The sequence below is a fragment of the Deinococcus aestuarii genome, assembly GCF_018863415.1.
GTDB lineage: Bacteria > Deinococcota > Deinococci > Deinococcales > Deinococcaceae > Deinococcus > Deinococcus aestuarii.
Map to the genome: position 1 here is coordinate 45,884 of NZ_JAHKSN010000022.1, position 18,977 is coordinate 64,860.

The 18,977-nt window shown below is 71.0% G+C and carries 20 protein-coding genes, 1 tRNA gene and 2 pseudogenes; 14 read left to right on the forward strand and 9 right to left on the reverse strand.

What is annotated here, in order from left to right; translation table 11 throughout:
- Window positions 1-29: 29 nt before the first annotated feature.
- The 3 genes and pseudogenes from IC605_RS25610 to IC605_RS19775 form a co-directional block, all read left to right on the forward strand.
- Window positions 30-197, forward strand: a pseudogene (locus IC605_RS25610) (NUDIX hydrolase); the annotation flags it as partial.
- Window positions 198-337: 140 nt separating this feature from the next.
- Window positions 338-460: a hypothetical protein gene (locus tag IC605_RS25275; protein WP_281416441.1), complete on the forward strand. Its 123-nt coding sequence runs from the start codon at window positions 338-340 to the stop codon at window positions 458-460.
- Between the two features lie 34 nt (window positions 461-494).
- On the forward strand, window positions 495-1,877 hold the full coding sequence (locus tag IC605_RS19775) for a flavin monoamine oxidase family protein (RefSeq protein ID WP_216328198.1): 1,383 nt from the start codon (window positions 495-497) through the stop codon (window positions 1,875-1,877).
- 62 nt (window positions 1,878-1,939) lie between these two features.
- On the opposite strand, the gene IC605_RS19780 is transcribed toward IC605_RS19775, so the two are convergent.
- The 3 genes from IC605_RS19780 to ptsP form a co-directional block, all read right to left on the reverse strand.
- Window positions 1,940-3,787 (reverse strand): PTS fructose-like transporter subunit IIB, encoded by a 1,848-nt coding sequence (locus tag IC605_RS19780; RefSeq protein ID WP_216328200.1) that lies wholly within the window; start codon window positions 3,785-3,787, stop codon window positions 1,940-1,942.
- Window positions 3,788-3,965: 178 nt separating this feature from the next.
- Window positions 3,966-4,949 carry a 1-phosphofructokinase gene (pfkB, locus tag IC605_RS19785; RefSeq protein ID WP_216328201.1) on the reverse strand — a complete coding sequence of 328 codons (984 nt, stop codon included), beginning with the start codon at window positions 4,947-4,949 and terminating at the stop codon, window positions 3,966-3,968.
- Window positions 4,946-7,480 (reverse strand): phosphoenolpyruvate--protein phosphotransferase, encoded by a 2,535-nt coding sequence (ptsP, locus tag IC605_RS19790; protein ID WP_216328203.1) that lies wholly within the window; start codon window positions 7,478-7,480, stop codon window positions 4,946-4,948. The genes pfkB and ptsP overlap by 4 nt, the downstream gene beginning before the upstream one ends.
- 270 nt (window positions 7,481-7,750) lie before the next feature.
- Here ptsP and IC605_RS19795 point away from each other — a divergent pair, with 270 nt between their 5' ends.
- Both IC605_RS19795 and IC605_RS19800 read left to right on the forward strand, forming a co-directional pair.
- On the forward strand, window positions 7,751-8,227 hold the full coding sequence (locus IC605_RS19795; RefSeq protein ID WP_246581081.1) for an acyl-CoA thioesterase: 477 nt from the start codon (window positions 7,751-7,753) through the stop codon (window positions 8,225-8,227).
- Window positions 8,227-8,853 carry a histidine phosphatase family protein gene (locus tag IC605_RS19800; protein ID WP_216328205.1) on the forward strand — a complete coding sequence of 209 codons (627 nt, stop codon included), beginning with the start codon at window positions 8,227-8,229 and terminating at the stop codon, window positions 8,851-8,853. The genes IC605_RS19795 and IC605_RS19800 overlap by 1 nt, the downstream gene beginning before the upstream one ends.
- A gap of 84 nt (window positions 8,854-8,937) precedes the next feature.
- Here the strand turns inward: IC605_RS19800 and IC605_RS25615 are convergent.
- Window positions 8,938-9,057, reverse strand: a pseudogene (locus IC605_RS25615) (CPBP family glutamic-type intramembrane protease); the annotation flags it as partial.
- A gap of 225 nt (window positions 9,058-9,282) precedes the next feature.
- On the reverse strand, window positions 9,283-9,822 hold the full coding sequence (locus tag IC605_RS19810; RefSeq protein WP_216328208.1) for a DinB family protein: 540 nt from the start codon (window positions 9,820-9,822) through the stop codon (window positions 9,283-9,285).
- Window positions 9,823-9,889: 67 nt separating this feature from the next.
- Between IC605_RS19810 and IC605_RS19815 the strand changes: the two genes are divergently transcribed.
- The 5 genes from IC605_RS19815 (at window position 9,890) to IC605_RS19835 (ending at window position 12,609) form a co-directional block, all read left to right on the forward strand.
- Window positions 9,890-10,204 carry a PadR family transcriptional regulator gene (locus tag IC605_RS19815; protein WP_216328210.1) on the forward strand — a complete coding sequence of 105 codons (315 nt, stop codon included), beginning with the start codon at window positions 9,890-9,892 and terminating at the stop codon, window positions 10,202-10,204.
- Window positions 10,201-10,410 (forward strand): hypothetical protein, encoded by a 210-nt coding sequence (locus tag IC605_RS19820; RefSeq protein WP_216328212.1) that lies wholly within the window; start codon window positions 10,201-10,203, stop codon window positions 10,408-10,410. The genes IC605_RS19815 and IC605_RS19820 overlap by 4 nt, the downstream gene beginning before the upstream one ends.
- Window positions 10,411-10,539: 129 nt before the next feature.
- Window positions 10,540-10,812, forward strand: coding sequence for a hypothetical protein (locus IC605_RS19825; RefSeq protein ID WP_216328213.1), 273 nt, complete (start codon window positions 10,540-10,542; stop codon window positions 10,810-10,812).
- A gap of 28 nt (window positions 10,813-10,840) precedes the next feature.
- Window positions 10,841-11,437, forward strand: coding sequence for a hypothetical protein (locus IC605_RS19830; RefSeq protein ID WP_216328215.1), 597 nt, complete (start codon window positions 10,841-10,843; stop codon window positions 11,435-11,437).
- Complete coding sequence (locus IC605_RS19835; RefSeq protein WP_216328217.1) at window positions 11,434-12,609, forward strand: MFS transporter; 1,176 nt, start codon at window positions 11,434-11,436, stop codon at window positions 12,607-12,609. Before IC605_RS19830 ends, IC605_RS19835 begins: the two co-directional genes overlap by 4 nt.
- Before the next feature lie 313 nt (window positions 12,610-12,922).
- Here the strand turns inward: IC605_RS19835 and IC605_RS19840 are convergent, their stop codons facing one another.
- Entirely contained in the window at window positions 12,923-13,429 is a 507-nt protein-coding gene (locus IC605_RS19840) for a GIY-YIG nuclease family protein (protein WP_216328219.1), read from the reverse strand.
- Window positions 13,430-13,579: 150 nt separating this feature from the next.
- On the opposite strand from IC605_RS19840, the gene IC605_RS19845 reads away from it, so the two are divergent.
- Both IC605_RS19845 and IC605_RS19850 read left to right on the forward strand, forming a co-directional pair.
- Complete coding sequence (locus IC605_RS19845; RefSeq protein ID WP_216328277.1) at window positions 13,580-14,572, forward strand: malate dehydrogenase; 993 nt, start codon at window positions 13,580-13,582, stop codon at window positions 14,570-14,572.
- 155 nt (window positions 14,573-14,727) lie between these two features.
- Window positions 14,728-14,812, forward strand: a tRNA-Leu gene (locus tag IC605_RS19850).
- Between the two features lie 65 nt (window positions 14,813-14,877).
- Here IC605_RS19850 and IC605_RS19855 read toward each other — a convergent pair.
- Together IC605_RS19855 and IC605_RS19860 are read right to left on the reverse strand one after the other, a co-directional pair.
- Entirely contained in the window at window positions 14,878-15,078 is a 201-nt protein-coding gene (locus IC605_RS19855; RefSeq protein ID WP_216328221.1) for a hypothetical protein, read from the reverse strand.
- A 23-nt stretch (window positions 15,079-15,101) separates the two neighbouring features.
- Window positions 15,102-16,271: a glycosyltransferase family 4 protein gene (locus IC605_RS19860; protein WP_216328223.1), complete on the reverse strand. Its 1,170-nt coding sequence runs from the start codon at window positions 16,269-16,271 to the stop codon at window positions 15,102-15,104.
- 86 nt (window positions 16,272-16,357) lie between these two features.
- Here IC605_RS19860 and hisA point away from each other — a divergent pair, with 86 nt between their 5' ends.
- On the forward strand, window positions 16,358-17,095 hold the full coding sequence (gene hisA, locus IC605_RS19865; protein ID WP_216328225.1) for a 1-(5-phosphoribosyl)-5-[(5-phosphoribosylamino)methylideneamino]imidazole-4-carboxamide isomerase: 738 nt from the start codon (window positions 16,358-16,360) through the stop codon (window positions 17,093-17,095).
- A gap of 360 nt (window positions 17,096-17,455) precedes the next feature.
- Here hisA and IC605_RS19870 read toward each other — a convergent pair whose 3' ends face one another.
- The gene (locus tag IC605_RS19870; RefSeq protein WP_216328227.1) at window positions 17,456-18,640 is read right to left on the reverse strand and encodes a YihY/virulence factor BrkB family protein; all 1,185 of its coding nucleotides are present in this window, start codon (window positions 18,638-18,640) and stop codon (window positions 17,456-17,458) included.
- Between the two features lie 89 nt (window positions 18,641-18,729).
- Here IC605_RS19870 and IC605_RS19875 point away from each other — a divergent pair, with 89 nt between their 5' ends.
- Window positions 18,730-18,951 carry a hypothetical protein gene (locus IC605_RS19875; protein ID WP_216328229.1) on the forward strand — a complete coding sequence of 74 codons (222 nt, stop codon included), beginning with the start codon at window positions 18,730-18,732 and terminating at the stop codon, window positions 18,949-18,951.
- Window positions 18,952-18,977 lie beyond the last annotated feature (26 nt).

Here is an 18,977-nt window from a genome sequence, read left to right on the forward strand (position 1 = left end):
GGTAAGAACCCTCCGGGTAGAGTCGTGGGATGCGCCGGGCCATCCATAACGCCGCCCCTTGTCATCTGCCCTCGGGCCGAATCCTCGTGCAGGACCGTCGGGGGCACCGTCCCCCTCCGTGGGGGTTCTTCGGAGGTGGGATCGAGGCGGGTGAGACGCCCATGCAGGCGCTTTTGCGAGAGGCACGCGAGGAACTCGGAATTCATCTGTCTGAGGACGCTGTATACAACGAGGGGGTGATTATAGGTGAGCCGCGCGACCTCGCCTTCACCTCCATATCTACAGGTGGCCTTTTGGCGGCGATCTCTCGGTGTTCACCCTGGGGGAGGGTGCGGGGATGGACCTCGTGGCCTCCGAGGAGGTGGGGCGGCGGGTGGAGGCGGGCGGCCCGGATGACCAGATAACACGCCTGGCCCGGGCCTTCCTGCCGCGCCTCACGGCGTCCTCCGGGCAGATTTAGGACGGGTTGGCGCCCCCACGCGGTACCCTCGTGCATGACGACAACTCAGAGAACGGACGTGATCGTCGTCGGCGCGGGCCTCGCCGGGCTCACCGCCGCGCGCAGGTTGACGCAAGCGGGATGGCGGGTCCGGGTGCTGGAGGCGCGGGACCGGGTGGGTGGGCGCACCCACACCATCCGCCTCCCCCTCACGGGCGTGAGCGTGGACGTGGGCGGGCAGTGGGTCGGCCCCAACCAGCCGCACGTCATGGCCCTGATCCGCGAGCTGGGGCTGGAGGTGTACCCCACCCACGACGAGGGGCAGAACCTCGCGCACCTGCTGGGCAAGACGCTGCGTTACCGGGGGCTGATCCCGCCGCTGCCGCCGCACGTGCTCGCCGACTACGCCCTGCTCTCGGGCCGGTTCGAGGCCCTCGCCCGCCGCATTCCGAAGGAGGCGCCCTGGACGGCGCCGAAGGCTGAGGCCCTGGATTCCGAGACCTTCGACACCTGGATCACCCGCCATGCCCGCACGCCCCAGACCCGCGCCCTGATGCGGCTGTATGCCGGGGCGGTCTTCAGCGCCGACGCCCGGGAGATCAGCCTGCTCCACGCCCTGACCTACACCGCGCACGGCGGCGGGATCAACGGCCACACCCTCATCCGCGGCCACGCCCTGCAAGACCGGGTGCTGGGCGGCGCGCAGGCCATCGCGCAGCGGCTGGCGGATGATCTGGACGACGTTCGGTTGAGCAGCCCGGTGATGAAGGTGGAGCAGGACGGGGAGGGCGTCACCCTCCATACCCCGAATGGCCCGCACCGCGCCGTCCTCGCCGTCCTCGCCGTGCCCCCGGCCCTGCTCTCCGGCGTGGGGTTCGACCCGCCGCTCCCGCCCCGCCGCGCGCAGCTCCAGCAGCGGCTGCCGATGGGAGCGGTCGTCAAGTTCATGGCCGTCTACGAGCGCCCCTTCTGGCGGGACGCGGGCCTCAGCGGCATGGCGATCAGCGACGAGGGGCCCGTGACCGTCACCTTCGACAACAGCCCGCCGCAGGGCCTCCCCGGCGTGCTGCTCGGCTTCATCGAGGGTGGGGAGGCACGGGCGCTGATGGGGGCGAGCGAGACGGCGCGCCGGAACGCGGCCCTCGCCCGCCTCGCCCGCCTGTTCGGCCCGGAGGCCCTGCACCCCCTCGAAACCGTCGAGCGCGACTGGTCCGCCGAGCCTCACAGCGGCGGCTGTTACGGCGCCCTCTTCGGTCCCGGCGTGTGGACCGGGTACGGCGAGGCGCTGCGTGATCCCGTGGGCCGCCTGCACTGGGCGGGGGCGGAGACGGCCCGGGTGTGGATGAACTACATGGACGGCGCGGTCGAGAGCGGCGAGCGAGCGGCGGCGGAGGTGCTGGCGGTGGGGCAGCCCGCGGAGGCCGTCTTGCCCGCCTGAGCTTCCCAGGCGAAGGGGCGACCCCTCCGCGGAGCCGCCCCCTTTCGTTGCGGGACGCCCTCTCAGTCGTCCGCTGCCCCCGCCACCGTCTGCGTGTTCGTCACGCCGGGCAGGGCCGCCTCCGCGATGGGCTTTTTCAGGAGGCCCAGCAGCGCGGTGCTGATGACCGTGCCCGTCACGATGGCGACGATGTACATGAGCAGGTTGGTCACGGCGTTGGGGATGAACAGCACGAAGATGCCGCCGTGTGGGGCGCGGAGCTGTACCCCCGCCGCCATGCTGATCGCCCCGGCGACCGCCGAGCCCACCATCAGCGAGGGGATCACGCGCAGCGGATCGCGGGCGGCGAAGGGAATCGCGCCCTCGGTGATAAAGGAGAGGCCCAGCACCCCGGCGGCCTTCCCGGCCTCGCGCTCGTCGGCGGTGAAGCGGTTCTTGAAGACGAGGGTGGCGAGGAACAGCGCCAGCGGGGGCGTCATCCCGGCGGCCATCGCGGCGGCGATGGGGCCGTAGACCTCCGAGCCCAGCAGGCCGGTCGAGAAGGTGTAGGCGGCCTTGTTGATCGGCCCGCCCATGTCGAAGGCCATCATCGCCCCGATCACGGCCCCCAGCACGCCCGCCGAGGTGTCCCCCAGGCCGCGCAGCCAGTTCGTCGCGGCGGTCAGCGCGGCGGCGACCGGGCGCCCCACCACGTAGATCATCAGCAGGCCCGTGATCGCCGTGCCCAGCAGCGGCAGCAGCAGCGTGGGCTTGAGGCCCTCCAGCGTGCGGGGCAGCCTGATCCCGCGGTTGAGCGTGCGGGTCACGTACCCGGCCAGGAATCCGGCGATGATGCCCCCCAGGAAGCCGCTGCCACCCCCCAGCGCGAGCAACCCGCCGATCATCCCCGGCGCGAGCCCCGGACGGTCGGCGATGGAGTAGGCGATGTACCCGGCGAGCACGGGGATGAACAGGCCGAACGCCCCCGTGCCGCCCCCGATCTGGCTCAGCGCCGCCCCGAAGGTGCCCGGCGCCGGGTTGATGCCCCCGAAGGCGAAGGCCAGCGCGATCAGCAGCCCGCCCGCCACCACGAAGGGCAGCATGTGCGACACGCCGGTCATCAGGTGCTTGTAGGCGCTCGGCACGCCCGCATTCTTGGCGGCCTTGGCGGCACTCGCCTGCGACACGAAGTCGGTGCCGCCCTGGGCGCCCGCGACCGCCAGGCCCGCCGCCGTGCCGTACACGGGCGCCTCGGCCAGGGCGCGCTGCACCAGGGCCTGCCCGTTCTGGATGGCGGGCTTGGTGCCGGTCTGGAAGACGCGCTTACCCTGGAAACGCGCGAGGTCCACGTTCGTGTCGGCGGCGATGATCACGAGGTCGGCCCCCGCGATGTCCTGCGCGGTGAGCTGATTGCCCGCGCCGACGCTGCCCTGCGTCTCCACCTTGGCGGTGTAGCCCAGCGCCTTCGCCCCGTTCTCCAGCCCCTCGGCGGCCATGAAGGTGTGCGCGATGCCGGTGGGGCAGGCGGTGATGCCCACGATGCTGAGGGGACGCCCTGTGTCGGTGGGGGCGGGAGAAGAGGGCGCCGCCGTCGGCGCGGCGCGGGCGGGCTGGGTCGCCGTGGCCGCGCCCGCGTCTACCGCCTGCGAGATCAGGCCCGCCGCGTTCCGGATCGCGTCCCCGGTGCTCGCGCGGACGATACGTTTCCCGGCGAAGCGCGACTCGTCGATGTTCACGTCGGCGGCGAGGATCACCGCGTCGGCGTCCGCGATCTCCTGGGGCGTCAGGGCGTCTTGCGCGCCCACGCTGCCCTGGGTCTCCGCCCGCAGGGTGTGTCCGGCGGCCTGTGCGGCCCGGCGCAGGGCCTCGGCGGCCATGAAGGTATGGGCGATGCCGGTCGGGCACGCCGTAACTGCCACGAGTCTTGCCATCTGTGCGCCTCCTGGGGCTGAGAATTACCAGTTTGCCGTTACGGGAGTGTGGCTGAGTTTTGACTCGCGGGAAGTGTAGAACATCGGTCAACTTCTCAGGAGGCCCGATCTATGTGTTTCTGGGGCCGAGCCGCTGCCGCTCTTTCTCCCCTCTTCTCTTCCCAGCGCCAGCTCTTGTTCAGGGTTCCCGCCCCATAGCCTCTCTCTGCCCCACCGTTTCGACCGTGACCTGCGCGGCAAAGGCGTCCAATTCCGCGCGCGGGGGCAGGTGCGCCCCCAGCCGCGTGATCGCCCCCAGGCTGAACGAGGTCGCCCGCCGGGCCGCGTCCGCCAGCCCCAGCCCCTCGGCGCGGGCGGCGATCAGGCCGGAGACCATCGCGTCCCCCGCGCCCACGGTGCTCACGACCTCCACGCGGGGCGGGCGCGCCCGGACGACCTCCCCCGCCGTGACGAGCAGGGCCCCCTCCTCCCCCTGCGACACGGCCACGAGTGCGGCCCCGCGCCCCAGCAATTCGCGCGCCGCGTCCAGCACGTCGTCCTCCCCGCCGAGGGAACGGCCCAGCGCCGCCTCCAACTCGTGGATATTGGGCTTGAGCAGGTTGGGCAACGGGTCCGCCGCCAGCGCCATCTGGAGGGCCGCGCCGCTCGTGTCCAGCGCCACGTACCTCCCCGCCGCGCGCAGCCGGGCCGTCAGCCGCGCGTAGAAGTCCCTTCCCACCCCCGGCGGCACGCTCCCCGCCAGCACGAAGGCGTCGTGATCGGCGGCGAGCGCGTCCAGGCGGGCGTCCAGATCCGCCAGCAGCTCCGGCGTCGCGGTCAGGCCCGGCAGGTTGATGTCGGTCGTCTCCTGCGCCGCCGCGTCCACCAGCTTCACGCCGACGCGGGTGGGGCCGGGCACGCGGAGAAACTCGTCCCGCACCCCCTTCTCCCGGAACAGCGCCTCGAACTGCTCCGGGTTCTCGTCGCCGAGGAGGCCCGTGGCCGTCACGCCCAGCCCCCAGTCGGCGAGGAAGGAGGCCACGTTCACGCCCTTGCCGCCCGCGTCGAACTGGAGCGACTGGCCGAGGTTCACCTCACCCCGCCGCCAGCCGTCCGCCCGCACGGTGAGGTCGAGCGCCGGGTTGAGGGTCAGCGTGGCGACGCGGAAGGCCGGGACGGTCACGCCGTCGCCCCCTCCGGCGCGGGGGGGCGCACGAGGGCGCGCACGGCCTCCGCGTTGGGCTGCGTCAGGGCCTCCCGGGCGAGGGACTGCAACTCGGCGAGGGTCCGCTGACGCAGGGCCGCCTTCACGGTGGCGATCTGGGGCGTACTCACCGAGAGTTCCTTGACGCCCAGGCCGGTCAGCATCAGCGCGCCCACCTCGTCGCCCGCCGCGCCGCCGCACACGCCGACCCACTTGCCGTGGCGCCCCGCCGCCTGGACGGTCAGGCCGATAAGTTGCAGCACGGCGGGGTGCATCGCGTCCGTCTGCCGGGCGAGCTGCGGGTGCAGCCGGTCCATCGCCAGCGTGTACTGCGTGAGGTCGTTCGTGCCCACGCTGAAGAAATCGACCTCCTGCGCCAGCGCGTCGGCGATCAATGCGGCGGAAGGAACCTCGATCATCACGCCGAGGGGCACGCGGGGGGCGCCCAGTTCCTCCCGCACCTGGTCGAAAATTGCGCGGGCGCGGCGGAAGTCCTCCAGCGTGGAAATCATCGGGAACATCAGGTGGACGTTGGGGTGATCCTTCGCCACCCGCGCGACCGCCCGCAGTTGCGGCAGGAAGAGGTCGGGCCGCTCGAAGCACAGCCGGATGCCGCGGATGCCCAGGAACGAGTTGTCCTCGTGCGCCAGCCCCAGGTACGGCACCTCCTTGTCCCCGCCGATGTCGAGGGTGCGGATGATCAGCGTCCGGTCCCCGAGGGCCTGCGCCATCGCCCGGTACTCGCGCTCCTGCTCGTCCTCGCCAGGCGCCGAGTCGCGCTCCAGGAACAGGAACTCGGTGCGCATCAGCCCCACCCCCTCCGCCCCGGCGTCGAGGGCGGCGGCGGCGTCCGCGGCGCGGTTGATGTTCGCGGCGACCTCCACCCGCACCCCGTCGCGCGTCGCTCCCGGCTGGTGACGGGCGGCGCGGGCGAGTTCGCGCTCGCGGGCGAGGACGCCCTGCCGCTCGCGGGCAGACTGCACGTCGGCCTCGGAAGGGTTGAGGTACAGCCGCCCCGCCCCGCCGTCGAGGATCGCGGGCGTGCCGTCGGGCACCTCCAGCACCCCGTTCCCGGCGGCGACCACGGCGGGCAGCCCCAGCCCCCGCGCGATGATCGCGGTGTGGCTCGTCGGCCCGCCCTGCGCGGTCACGAAGCCCAGCAACGTGTCCGGCCCCAGCCGCGCCGTGTCGCTCGGCGTGAGGTCAGGCGCGAGAAGGATCACCGGCCCGCTCGCCGCCACGTCCGTCTCGCGGATGCCGAGGAGGTGACGCAGCACCCGCCGCTGCACGTCGCTGAGGTCCACCGCGCGGGCGGCCAGGGTGGGGTCGTCGAGCTTCTGAAGCTGGGCGATGCGCCCCTCCGTCACCTCCCGGTACGCCCACGCGACCCCGTGCCCGTCGAGAATACGGGCCACGGTGTCCTGCACCACGCTCTCGTCGCCCAGGAGTTCCTGATGGGCCTGGAAGATGGCGGCCTTGTCCGCCCCGAACCGCGCGCCCACGTCAGCGATTACCGTGTCGAGTTCGGCGCGGGCGGCGGCGAGGGCCGTGTCGAGGCGGTCACTCTCCGCCACCGGGTCGCCGGGCTCGTCGCGCACGTCGAGCGGTTTCGGGGCGTGCTGGCGGGTCACGCCGACCACCAGGCCGTCGGCGGCGGCCACGCCCTCCACGGTCGCCCCGGCCCCGCCCGGCACCCAGTCGGGCTCGCGGCGGGCGGGGGCCGCACTCGCGGGCGCGGCGCTCAGGTCGTCGCCCAGTCCCGCACGGATCGCGTCGGTCACGGCATTCAGGGTCGCCTCGCTGTCCGCGCTGACGGTCACGGGCGTGCCGCGCGTGAGGCCCAGGCTCAGCACCTCCATCAGGCGGGTCGCGTCGGCGCTCTCGCCGCCCTCGCGGCTCAGCCTGACCCGCCCACTCCGTGAGCGCACGAGGTTGGCGAGCATGGTCGCGGGCCGGGCGTGCATCCCGAGCGGGTTGGGCAGTGTGATCTGCGCGGAGTGGGGGAGGTCGGGGGGGGGAGTCGGCGAGGCGGCGGGCGCGGCGGTGACCGTGACCGTCTGGCCCTGCGCCGGGGTGGACCGTTCTCCGGTGAGCGCCTCCTGCACGTCGCCGGGATCGGTGGTCGTGGAGAGTTGTTCCACCAGCGCGTCGTCGGAGAGCACCCGGGTCAGGCGGCGCAGGATGTTGAGGTGCTCGTCGCTCGCGGCGGCGATGCCGACGACCAGCCGCACCGTCTCGCCGCCCGCGCCCCAGGGCACCCCGCCCGGGAGTTGCAGCACCGCGATGCCCGTCTTGCGGATCAGGTGCCGGGTCTCGGGCGTGCCGTGCGGGATGGCGATGCCGCTGCCCAGGTAGGTGTTCGCCTGGCCCTCGCGGGCGCGCATTCCCTCGACGTACCCGGGGTCCACGTTGCCCGCCGCCGTGAGCAGCGCGGCGACCTGCGCGATGGCGTCGTCTTTCGTGCTCGCCTGCGCGCCCAACCGAATGAGTTCCTGCGGAAGATCGATCATGCCTCTCCTGCCCTCCTCCGCGCGAGCCCTGCGGCCCGGCGCCCGAACCCCTGAAACCCTCAGGTTGGGTCCTGAGCCGCGTTCATCCCTGCTCGGGCCCAGGGTCTGGATTGCCCGGCCAGGAATTTACTGTACGCCGCCCACCGCCCCGTGCCTGAGCCGGAGGCGAGCGTTTCCTGTGGTCTTCTTAAGGCGCCCGCCCCGGGTCATCTGACCGGCGAGGCGCCGCGGGGCGGGCACGGCCGCGGCGGCCCGCTACACTCGGGCGCGATGAACGATCAGGACATGGCCGTCCCCAGCCTCCCGCCCGGGGAGACGACCCCCGCCCCCCGCAGCCGCGCCCGGATGCTCGAACTGGTGTTTCCGAAAGACACCAACTACCTCGGCACGGCCTTCGGGGGCTTCGTGCTGTCGCTGATGGACAAGGCGGCCTCGGTGGCGGCGGTGCGGCACGCGGGCGGCGCGGTGGTGACGGCGCGGATGGACGGGGTGGACTTCCACGTCCCCATCCGGGTCGGCGACGCGGTGGCCCTCGACGCGCGGGTGGTGCGGGTGGGCCGCAGCTCCATGCGGGTGCGGGTGGACGTGTACCGCGAGCACATGGCTTCCGGCGAGCAGCAACTCGCCACCACCGGCTTCTTCGTCTTCGTGGCCGTGGGTGAGGACGGCAAACCCCGGTCCGTCCGGCCCCTCGCCGAGAACGGTGACGCCGCCCGCGAGGAGCCCGACCCCGAGGCCCGCCCCTGATGGCGCGGGGGGCAACGCTGCACCTCACCCTCGTCCGCCACGGGGCGACCGACTGGAACGGCGCGGGCCGCTGGCAGGGCTGGACCGACACGCCGCTGGGGGAGACGGGCCGCATCCAGGCGGGGCACCTCGCCCGGCGTTGGTCCCGCACGAGTCCTGATGCGGTGTACGCGAGCGACCTCCAGCGTGCCCTGGACACCGCCGCCCTGGCCCTGCCCGATCACCGGGTCATCCCCGACGCCCGGCTGCGCGAGCTGCACTTCGGCCGCTACGAGGGCGCCACCACCGAAGACGTGCTCCACGACCCCGAATATGCCCAGTGGCAGCGCGACCCCTGGACCCGGCCCGCCCCCGGCGGCGAGAGCCTGCGGGGAGTCGCGGCCCGGATGCGGGACTGGGCCGCAGAGCTTCCCGCCGGAGACGTGATCGCCTTCACCCACGGGGCCGCCCTGCGCGCCCTGCTGTGCGACCTCTTCGGCTGGCCCGCCGCGCCGCAGCCGGGGTACGTCCTCCCCTTCCCGTATCGGCACGCCCACACCGGCCTGACCCGCCTGATGAGGACCGAGGGGCGCTGGCTCCTGCTGACGTACAACGACCACGCGCACCTGGAGGCGGGGGCCGACTAGCGGGCGAGCGAGGCGACCCGCAGCCTCCGCGTGCGAAGCCGGGCGAGGGGGCGAGCTCCGCGCCACCCGCAGGACGTGCTGCGGCTGCCACAGGTGGCACAGGGCGAACAGGAGGGCGTTGACCGGGGCGGCCCGGCCCGGCGGCGAGAGGCGGGGGAGCCGCCAGCCCCGGAAATGCGCCTCCTCGACAACCGGGCCGACCAGCGCCTCGGGGGACGCGGGCGCCGTGCTGCCCGGCCCCGACGCCCAAGCCGTCGCCCTGAACTGGCCTGCCGCTGGCCCTCACCCCGGGCGAGGCCAAGGCCTTCCAGGCGGAACTGCACGCCCTCCTCGGGCCGGGTCGGCGCGCCCCCCACCCACCTCCCCGGCCCGCTCTACGCGCCCGTGCCGGAGGGCGGGGAGGGGTCGGGGTGACGGGGGCCACCGGGTTCAGGCAAGGCCCGCTTCCCTCAACGCCAGCCGCGCGTGCCCGAGGTGGTGGCGCAGGTGCCAGTCGTGCTTGGCGACGAGCCGCCACAGGTCCTGCCGCCCCTCGTGCGGGTGGGTGACGTGGCGGAAGAACCGGGCCGGGTCCACCCCGCGCAGCAGGGCCGCCCAGCGCAGATTCAGCGCGTCCAGCATCGCCAGCGCCGCCTCCACGGGCAACCCCGCGTCGGGGAGGGCCAGCCACGCCTCCTGGTCGAAGGGCTGGATCACGTAGTCCTCGGTCGTCAGGCCGGAGCGCAGGCGGTTCAGGCCGTGCAGGTGCCCGTCCGCCGTGTGGTGCGCCAGTTGCCGGACCGTCCATCCGCCGGGCCGGTACGTGAGCGACAGGGCCTCGTCGTCAAGCCCCGACACCCGTTCGCGCCACTCCCTTGCCGCCGCCTCCATCCGCGCCGCCGTCGCCTCCAACGCCGCCCGGTCCCGCCCCGGAAGGTCCTGAATCGGGCCGATGGGAAAACGCCGGGCATCCTGGGAGGGGGAGGTCATGGGGCAGTATCGCGCGCCGCCCATACCTCTGGGTTCTATGTATCGAATTTCGAGGTATGTTCCTGCCATGAATCCGCGTGAGCAACTCCGGCTGCTGATCCTCGCCGTGCTGGAACGGCAGCCCGAACACGGGTACGCCATCGCGCAGGCGATCAAGGCCCGGTCGGAGGGGCTGCTGCACGCGAAGGAGGGCACCCTCTACCCGGCCCTGCACGCGCTGGAGGCCGAGGGCCACATCGAGAGCCGCGAGACCGAGGTCGCCGGACGGGTGCGCCGCGAGTACCGCCTGACGGAGAAGGGCAAGAAGGCGCTGGAGGGGGCGCGCGGCGAGTGGGAACGGCAGGTGCGGGCGGTCGGGGCCGTGATCGGGGGCCGGGCGTGAACGCGCGGGAGTGGTTGGCCGAGGCCACGAAGGGGATGCCCGAGGCCGTGCAAAAGCGGGTCGCCGCCGAAACGCTCGCCCACCTCGAAGACGCGGGAGTGGGGGAGGGGGCGGATGTGCGGGACGTGCTGGGGATGCCCAAGACTATGCGGCAGGAGTTGGGTCGGCTATATGTGCCAGAGAAAAGGTTACGCGACCTACTCTAAGATAACTTTTTGCGCTTATGTACATTGTTCCCGGCCTCGGCGTGGTATTTTCTGTATTTGGCATCGGAATATTTATAATGCAGCACATGACGACTTACTCACGATAATAAACCTTTTCCCGCTGATTTTATGGTCTCTGGTTTTGTTCTCAACGCGCAATCTGTCGCCTTTGCACATGCGCTTGTGGCGGAGGGCGTCGGTTTTCAAAATGACATTTCAGCCCTTTGGTTAAATCACGTATCTTCTTGTTTGAAGCGGCCCTTGGTTGATTACATCGACTACTTGTATTTTGTTCCCTTGATTGTCTATCCCCTCGCCATCTTCCAGATGTTGTGGAATACGTGGCATGAAGACCGACGCCTGCGCCGTACCCTCGCGCTGGTGGGTGGCGCTCAGCTCTGATTCGCTGACCCGCGCTAAGCTCTGCCCCATGCTGACCTTCGCGGAGGCCGCGCGCTTCCCCGACACGCTGGTGGGCGCGGAGACCCGGCGCCTCGCCTTACATGCCGCCCGTCTGCCCGCCGGGATGGTGGTGCCGCCCGCCTTCGAGGAGGGTTTTTACCGCGCCGCCAACCTGCCCGAGCAACTGCGCAACCTCCTCGCGCCCATCCAGCCCAGCCGCATCGACGAGGACCTCCTCGAAGTCCTCGCCGAACGCGCCGAGGCCCTCGTCCGCACGAGCTACCTCTCGGACGACGCGGTGCAACTCTTCTACCGGGCACTGAGGAACGCAGGGCTGACGAGCGGCGAACTGCACGCCCGGCGACCGGGTGGGCGGCCGGTGGAGACGGCGCGGGTGACCCCCCCCGGCACCGCCGCCCTGCACGCCCTCAAGCGGTTGTGGGCGCGGGACTGGACCTTCGACGCTCTCCTCACCCGGCTCGACGACACGGGCCGCGTGGGCCTGGAGGCGCAGGCCACCCTCCTCTTCGCCGGGCCGCCGGGCGTGCCGGACCCGGGGCAGGCGGCGGAGCTGGATGTGCCGCTCGCCCTGGTCAACTCCCTGGGGCTGGTCGGGCTGCCTTGAGGCCCGGCCCCCACCCCCTCCTCTTCGCGGCGCTGGGGACGCTCGTCTTTCTCAACGTGTACGCGCCGCAAAGCCTCCTGCCCCTGCTGGGGCGCGAGTTCGGAGTCGGTGCGGCGGAGGTCGGCCTCGTCGTGGGCGCGACGACGCTGGCGATGGCGCTCGCCTCCCCGGTCGTGGGTGTCTTTGCCGACGCGTGGGGACGGCGGCGGACGGTGGTGGGGGCCTTCGCACTCCTCGCCCTGCCCGCCGTCCTCGCCACGTTCGCGCCCAGCCTGCCCCTGCTCAACGCCGCCCGCTTCGCCCAGGGTCTCCTGATCCCCGGGGTGATGGTGGCGCTCAACGCCTACATCGCCGAGGAGGTCGCTCCTCAAGGACGTGCCCGCGCCCTGACCGCCTACGTGACGGGCACGGTGCTGGGCGGCTTCCTGGGCCGCTTCCTGGCGGGACTCGTCGCCGCCCCCTTCGGCTGGCACGCGACGTTCTGGCTGCTCGCGGTCGCGTCCGTGGTGGGGTTCGTCCTGGCCGGGGCCGGACTGCCGCGTGAGACGAGATTTACCCCGCGCCGCGATCCGCGGGCCGTCCTCTCCGGGTTCGCCGCCCATCTCCGTAACCCGGCCCTGCTCGCCACCTGCGGGGTTGGCTTCCTGATCCTCTTCACCCTGGTGGGCACCTTCAATACCCTCACCCTGCGGCTGGACCACGCGCCCTATAACCTGAGCACGGGGGAGACGGGGGCCGTTTTCGCGGTCTATCTCCTCGGCGTGGTCGTCACGCCCGTCGCCGCACCGTTTCTCGCATCGCGTGGTCCCCGCACCGGCTTACTGGCCGCCGTCCTCCTCAGCGTGGCGGGTCTGCTCGTCACCCTCGCCGCGCCCCTGCCCCTGGTGATCGCGGGGGTGGCGGCGGGGGCGTGCGGCGTCTTTCTCGCCCAGTCCGCCGCGCTCGCCGCCGTGCAGCGCAGCGTGACGGGGGCGCGCAGCCTCGCCACCGGGCTCTACCACCTCGCCTACTACGGTGGGGGAGCCGCCGCGAGCGTGGTCGCCGGTCACACCTTCGAGGCGGGAGGCTGGCCCGGGGTCGTCCCCCTCGTCGCGGGCAGCATGGGGCTGGCGGCGGTCGTGGGCGCGGTGGGGTGGCGGCGGGCGGGGCGGGGTGGGGCTCAGCAGAGTTGACGACGTGTGGAGATACGAGGGGGAGCACTGGGGCTCAAAGACAGGATGCGCTTGCCCGAAATAGCTCAGTTCTCGAACTTGAAGCCCGAGCCAATCGCCGTTTTCAGCACTCTGTGAGCTGCGAGGTGAAGTTCTCCGGGAGCTTTGCCCGTCGGTCCACCTTGAGCTATAAACGCAGCGATAATCAACGCCATATCACTTTGGTCCGGCCTGTCTTCGAGCCACTTTGTCAGGGCATTCCAACCGGGATTTGACTTCTTGCCTGTCTTGGTTCTCCGCTCGCGTCGGTTTGTGTCTCCCGTTTTTTGAGTGGCTACCCGCGTTTGGTCGCGTTCTCCTTCCGACGCTCGAAAAGATTCAAGTTGACACTAAAGCACACGAGTCTCAAATCTGAGAGGAGCTCTTCCAAGGCATCCGCGATATGGTCTGCGACCCTAGGTGCTGTCGGTTTGGCGATGTTAGATGTTAAACCCTGCTGACTTAAAGCCGCGATCACGCGGTATTCCAGATACCTCGCCCCAAGTTTGTCGAGAAGTGTACCGTCGTCGTACACGATGACCGCAGCACGAAAATTTATTTTCTGAGGGTCCCTGAAGTGCTGCGTCAGGCGGTTGGAGAGATTTTCCGTTTCGCCAACATAAGCTCGTGAAATCTCGAAGGGATCATCTATCAGCACGTACAAGCCAGCTCTTGCGAACTCGGCTGCGTACCTGCCGAGCAAGTCCTTCTCGACGATGCATACCTGAAGACTCCGGTTCGGCAGCCGCATCCGCTTCAAGCCGGGGGCAACCTGAACGGTCACATGAGATGAGCGGGTCACTTCCTCCAGAATAGCTGTGACTTCGGTCGTCCACTTTCCAAACTCAGGAGCCTTCTCCTGTCCCCCCCCGGGGAACGCCCCCCGCCTTCACCCCTCCTCCCGCGTTATTGTTGGCCCGAACTCACCTTCAGGAGGAAAAAGCCCATGACGATGACCACCAAGCAACCCGTCCGCGTGGCCGTGACCGGCGCCGCCGGGCAGATCGGCTACAGCCTGCTCTTCCGCATCGCCGCCGGGGACATGCTCGGCAAGGACCAGCCCGTGATCCTGCAACTGCTGGAGATCACGCCCGCCCTCAAGGCCCTCAACGGCGTCGTGATGGAGCTGCGCGACTGCGCCTTCCCGCTGCTGCAAGGCATCGTGACCAGCGACGACCCGATGGTCGCCTTCAAGGACGCCGACTATGCGCTGCTCGTCGGCGCGATGCCCCGCAAGGCCGGGATGGAGCGCGGCGACCTCCTCGGCGCCAACGGCGGCATCTTCAAGCCCCAGGGTCAGGCCCTGAACGCCGTGGCGAGCCGCGACGTGAAGGTCCTCGTGGTGGGCAATCCCGCCAACACGAACGCCCTGATCGCCCAGCAGAACGCGCCCGACCTCGACCCCAAACAGTTCACCGCGATGGTGCGCCTCGACCACAACCGCGCGATCTCCCAGCTCGCCGAGAAGACCGGCCAGCCCGTGAGCGCGATTCAGAACATCACGATCTGGGGCAACCACTCCTCCACCCAGTACCCCGACCTCTCGCAGGCGACCGTGAACGGCCAGCCCGCCCTCGACCTCGTGGACCGCGAGTGGTACGAGACCACCTACATCCCCACCGTCGCCAAGCGCGGCGCGGCAATCATCGAGGCGCGCGGGGCGAGCAGCGCGGCCTCGGCGGCGTCGGCGGCCATCGACCATATGCGCGACTGGGCGCTGGGTACCCCGGAGGGGCAGTGGGTCAGCATGGGCATCCCGTCGGACGGCTCCTACGGCGTGCCCCAGGGGCTGATCTACGGCTTCCCGGTGCGGTGCAGCGGCGGTCAGTACGAGATCGTGCAGGGCCTGGAGGTCTCCGACTTCAGCCGAGGCAAGATGGACGCCACCGCCCAGGAACTCACCGAGGAGCGGGGCGAGGTGCGGGGGCTCGGGCTGGTGCAGTAGGGGGCGCTTCCGGGCGGGCCGTCTCTCGAACAGGGGTCGGCCCGCATTTTTCTCTTCGGGGAGCACGCCAAATGGCCGACCCGTTGACAGCCCCCGAAGTCGCCGCTAAAGTAAGCGAGCCTGAAACGCGCCCCGCGCGGGCGCAACCAAGACATGCCGAGGTGGCGGAATTGGTAGACGCACTAGTTTCAGGGACTAGCGCCGCGAGGCGTGTGGGTTCAAATCCCATCCTCGGCACCACGACGGAAGCCCCCGCCCGCGAGCGGGGGTTTCGCCTGTGTGGCTGGGCGAGCGGTAGAAGTCGGTCACGGCCCGTTCTTGGATCGCCCGATCAGGACCGCGAGCCCGAGCGAGGCGAGCAGACACACGGAGAGCCCCACCACGGAGGAAACGTCCTCCGCGTCCCTCAGGGCCAGGGCAAGCAGGCCGAGGAGCCAGACGCCCTGGAGGATCAGCAGGGCGAAGAGACGAAACCTGACCGAGGCCGGGCGTGTCCAGGTTTTCACTCTCGGTGGCCGTTCCGGACGTGTCATCTCAGCCTGTTGAGGCGACCCTGGGCCTGTTCCCGCGCCACCGTTTGCAGGTACACCGCCTCCAGCGCCGCCGCGCGCTCCGTCAGGTCGTACTCGCGCGCACTCGCCCGTGCTCCCGCTTGCAGGGCGGGGAGGCGACCAGGGGCGAGGACTTCCAGCAGCCCGGCGGCCAGGGCGTCCGGCGTGGCGTCGCGCACGGTGCCGTTCACGCCCTCCCGCACGAGGTCGAGGGCGGCGGGGCTGCGCGCGGCGACGAGGGGCGTGCCCGACGCGAGCGCCTCGATCATGCTCATGGGCAGCACCTCGGACGTGCTCGCGGTGAGAAAGGCGTCGGCGGCGGCGAGGGCTTCGGGCACCCGGGCGTAGGGGATGGGCCCGGTGAAGGTGACGCCCTCCTGGGCCCCCGCCTGCGCCTCCAGCCGCGCCGGGCCGTCGCCCACCACGAGCAGCCGCAGCTCCGGGCGCGAGGCCTGCGCCTGCGCGAAGGCGTGGAGCATCACCCCCAGATTCTTCTCGGCGGCGAGGCGGCCCAGGTACATCACCAGGGGCGCGTCCTGCGGGACGTGGTGCTCGGCCCGGAAGGCCTCGCCCCGCGTCCGCGCGAAGGCGGCGAGGTCCACCGGGTTGGGGAAGAGGTGGACCTCGCCGCCGTAGCCGTACTCGCGCAGCATCTCCACCATCGCCCGGCCCGGCGCGAGCACCGCGTCCACCCGCCGCGCGAAGGCCGAGATGTGGGGGCGCAGCATCGCGCGGCCCACCCGCCTCGGCATGGGCGCGTAGTGGAGGTACTGGTCGTACTGGGTGTGCGCCGTGAACACCACCGGGGCCCCCGAGAGCCGCGCCCACCTGAGGGCCAGCCGCCCCGCCAGGAAGGGGTGCATGGTGTGGAGGATGTCGAGGTCCCGCAGCGGCAGCCGGGCGGTCAGGAGCGGCCCCGGGGCGAGCATCACCGGGTAGTCGGCGGGGGCCCCCAGCGCCCGCGCCCCCGCGAAGGAGGAGTTGAGGCGGTAGACGCCCTCCTCCCGCGCGGGTTCCTGCGGGTGGCGCGGGGCGAAGACGCGCACGTCGTGGCCGCGCGCCCGCAAACCGCGCACGTAGAGGGCGGTACTCGTGGCAACGCCGTTGCGGGACGGCAGATAGGTGGCGGTGACGATTCCGATGCGCACGTTCCCCCGAAGTGTACCGGCCCCGACGTGTCTTGGGTGGGGCGGCGGGGGAGGTGCGCGGCGAGGCGCGCGTTATCCTGCCCGCCATGACCGGAGCCGCTTCTCCCGTGCCCCTCGTGATCCCCTGCGTGGATATCCAGTCGGGCCGCGCCGTGCGTCTGTATGAGGGCGATCCCGACCGGGAGACGGTGTACTTCGACTCGCCCCTGGACGCCGCCCGCCACTGGGCCGGACTGGGGGCGGGCCTCGTGCATCTGGTGGACCTCGACGCGGCGACCGGACGCGGCGAGAACCGGGGCGTGATCCGCCGGGTCGCCGCCGACTTGGGTGAGTCCGGCGTGGAGGTCGAGGTGGGGGGCGGCATCCGCGACCGCGAGACGGCGGAGGAGTTGCTGGGCGCGGGTGTTCACCGCGTCGTGATCGGCACCGCCGCCGTCCGCGACCCGGGGCTCGTGCGCGATCTGATCGACGCCCACGGCCCCGAGCGGGTGGTCGTCAGCCTCGACGCGCGGGGTTTGGAGGTCGCCACCCACGGCTGGGCGCAGGGAAGCGGGCTGACCGTGGCCGACCTGACCCCCACCCTTGCCGGGGCGGGTCTGGAAACCCTGATCTTCACCGACGTGACCCGCGACGGCACCCTGAAGGGCCTCGACCGCGAGCTGATGCGGACGGTGCGCCGCCTCTGGACGAACACCCTGATCGTGGGCGGCGGCGTCGCCACATTGGACGACGTGCGCCTGCTCGCCGAGGAGGGCATCCAGGGCGCCATCGTGGGCCGCGCGATCTACGAGGGGACGCTGAGCTACCCGGTGACGGGGCTGTGAGTCGGGTTCACTGTGGGCATTTAGACTAATCCCCGTCCAACCCAAGGTCCTTGATCTGCTGCCTGCCGAACGAGGTCGAGGAGTACAGATTCTCTCGGCCTTCCCTGCCCACGGTCTCAACCTCGTGGGAGGCATGTGGGTGGTTCTTGCCGTCATTCATAGATGAACGACTAGGCTTATTCAACGTGCTTGGATTGATGTGTGGAACTTGTTCTCTAACTCACTGTCTTTGAATGCCCTCCGTCCTGTCTCGCGTTCCGGAACCAGAAAAGCTCGCAGGATGTTCCGGCGGTTTTGTCTTACCGGGCGCTTGCCAGGTGTCATGGGACCATCGTCCCCGCACGAGCGTCCCTCCCACCCCTACCTCTTTTTTCCCCCCCGCAACCCCAGCATCCGCAGCACGAGCACGGCCGGGATGGCGAGCACGGCGGTCACGGCATTCCAGAGGGCGGCTCCCAGTCCGGGCACAGTGGGCTCCGGGCGGGTGGCGGCGGGTGGTCGGGGGCGACTCCTGCGGGGGAGACGGGGTACGGGCATGCCCAGCACGCGGCCCCGCGCGTCCCGAATCGGGTTTTCCGGGGTGGCCTGCGCGGCGGCCTCCTGCTCCTGCGCACTGGGCTGCGTGTCGATGTCGGCCCCCTGCGCGGCCACCGCCTGCTTCTTGCCGACGTTGGAGGCGCCGCCCGCCCGGGTGCCGTACTTCTGCGAGTAGACCCAGGTGACCTCCGCGCCGAAGAAAAAGATCATGCCGCTGTAGTAGATCCACAGCATCAGGATCACGAGCGACGCGGCGGCCCCGAACACGCTCCCCGGCGCCGCCCGCCCGAGGTAGAGGCCGATCAGGAGTTGCCCGACCGTGAAGAGCGCCGCCGTCACGGCCCCGCCCACCCACACCTCGCGCCACTCCAGCCGCACGCTCGGCAGCAGCTTGTACACGGCGGCGAAGACCACCGTCAGCAGCACCAGCCCCAGCGCGACGGTGCCCAGCCGCACGAAAAAGGCCCCCGCCCCGATGATGTCCCCGAGCTGCTGCGCAATCGAGGAGAGGTAGGTGTTCAGACCCAGAAAGGCGAGGAGCACCAGCCCCATCCCCAGGATGAGCAGGAAGGACACCACCCGGCTGCGCACGACGGCGAGCACGCCCTGCGGCGGCGGCGGGTCGGCGCCCCACATGCTGTTCAGCGCGTCCTGAAGCTGCACGAACAGCCCGGTCGCGCCCAGGAAAAGGGTCACGAAGCCCACCGTGGTGGCGACGAGCGAGCCGCGCTGGAGCCCTTCCTGATTGGAGACGAGTTCGCGCAGGAAGCCCGCCGCCTGCTCGCCGAGGTTCTGCGCCACGAAGCTGTCCGGGCCGAGCAGGTTGGTCACGACCGTCGTGTCGGTCAGGAAAAACCCCGCGACCGCCACCGCGAACAGCAGCAGGGGCGCGAGGCTGAACAGGGCGTAGTACGCGATGGCCGCCGCCAGCCGGGGCGCCTTGTCCTGCCCGAAGGCGAGCGCCGCCTCCCGGAAGAGGGCGAACAGGTCCGCGAGCTTGAGCTTCACCGCGCCAGTCTAAGGGCCCGGTTCGTGGGAAGGGCCGGGGGATGTGGCTGAGCCGGCGCCCAGACGTCCCCTCTCTCCCGGCTTCGCCCATGCCCCTGACCGTCACCGGCGAGGTGACCGTGCGCTTCGATCCCCTGGGCCCCGTCTCCACGACCTGCTGGATGGCCCGCCACGTCGAGGAGGCCGGACGCCTGGTGATCCTCCCCCTCCCCGAAGAGGGCGGCGCGGCAGGAGGAACCGTTCTGTTCTCGTCGCGAACCCCGAGCGGCGGGCTGTCTTCTCCGCGTGCCTTCCGTGCAATACGTGCCTGAACCCCGTCCAGGGCGCCCGGGCTAAG

Excerpts from the sequence above, each read along its gene's own strand:
- IC605_RS19775 (WP_216328198.1), top strand. The coding sequence starts at position 495 with ATGACGACAACTCAGAGAACGGACGTGATCGTCGTCGGCGCGGGCCTC.
- IC605_RS19810 (WP_216328208.1), bottom strand. The coding sequence starts at position 9,822 with ATGACCTCCCCCTCCCAGGATGCCCGGCGTTTTCCCATCGGCCCGATT.
- hisA (WP_216328225.1), top strand. The coding sequence starts at position 16,358 with ATGACCGGAGCCGCTTCTCCCGTGCCCCTCGTGATCCCCTGCGTGGAT.
- IC605_RS19795 (WP_246581081.1), top strand. The coding sequence starts at position 7,751 with ATGAACGATCAGGACATGGCCGTCCCCAGCCTCCCGCCCGGGGAGACG.
- IC605_RS19845 (WP_216328277.1), top strand. The coding sequence starts at position 13,580 with ATGACCACCAAGCAACCCGTCCGCGTGGCCGTGACCGGCGCCGCCGGG.
- IC605_RS19780 (WP_216328200.1), bottom strand. The coding sequence starts at position 3,787 with ATGGCAAGACTCGTGGCAGTTACGGCGTGCCCGACCGGCATCGCCCAT.
- IC605_RS19875 (WP_216328229.1), top strand. The coding sequence starts at position 18,730 with ATGCCCCTGACCGTCACCGGCGAGGTGACCGTGCGCTTCGATCCCCTG.
- IC605_RS19830 (WP_216328215.1), top strand. The coding sequence starts at position 10,841 with ATGCTGACCTTCGCGGAGGCCGCGCGCTTCCCCGACACGCTGGTGGGC.
- IC605_RS19825 (WP_216328213.1), top strand. The coding sequence starts at position 10,540 with ATGGTCTCTGGTTTTGTTCTCAACGCGCAATCTGTCGCCTTTGCACAT.
- IC605_RS19800 (WP_216328205.1), top strand. The coding sequence starts at position 8,227 with ATGGCGCGGGGGGCAACGCTGCACCTCACCCTCGTCCGCCACGGGGCG.
- ptsP (WP_216328203.1), bottom strand. The coding sequence starts at position 7,480 with ATGATCGATCTTCCGCAGGAACTCATTCGGTTGGGCGCGCAGGCGAGC.
- IC605_RS19815 (WP_216328210.1), top strand. The coding sequence starts at position 9,890 with ATGAATCCGCGTGAGCAACTCCGGCTGCTGATCCTCGCCGTGCTGGAA.
- IC605_RS25275 (WP_281416441.1), top strand. The coding sequence starts at position 338 with ATGGACCTCGTGGCCTCCGAGGAGGTGGGGCGGCGGGTGGAGGCGGGC.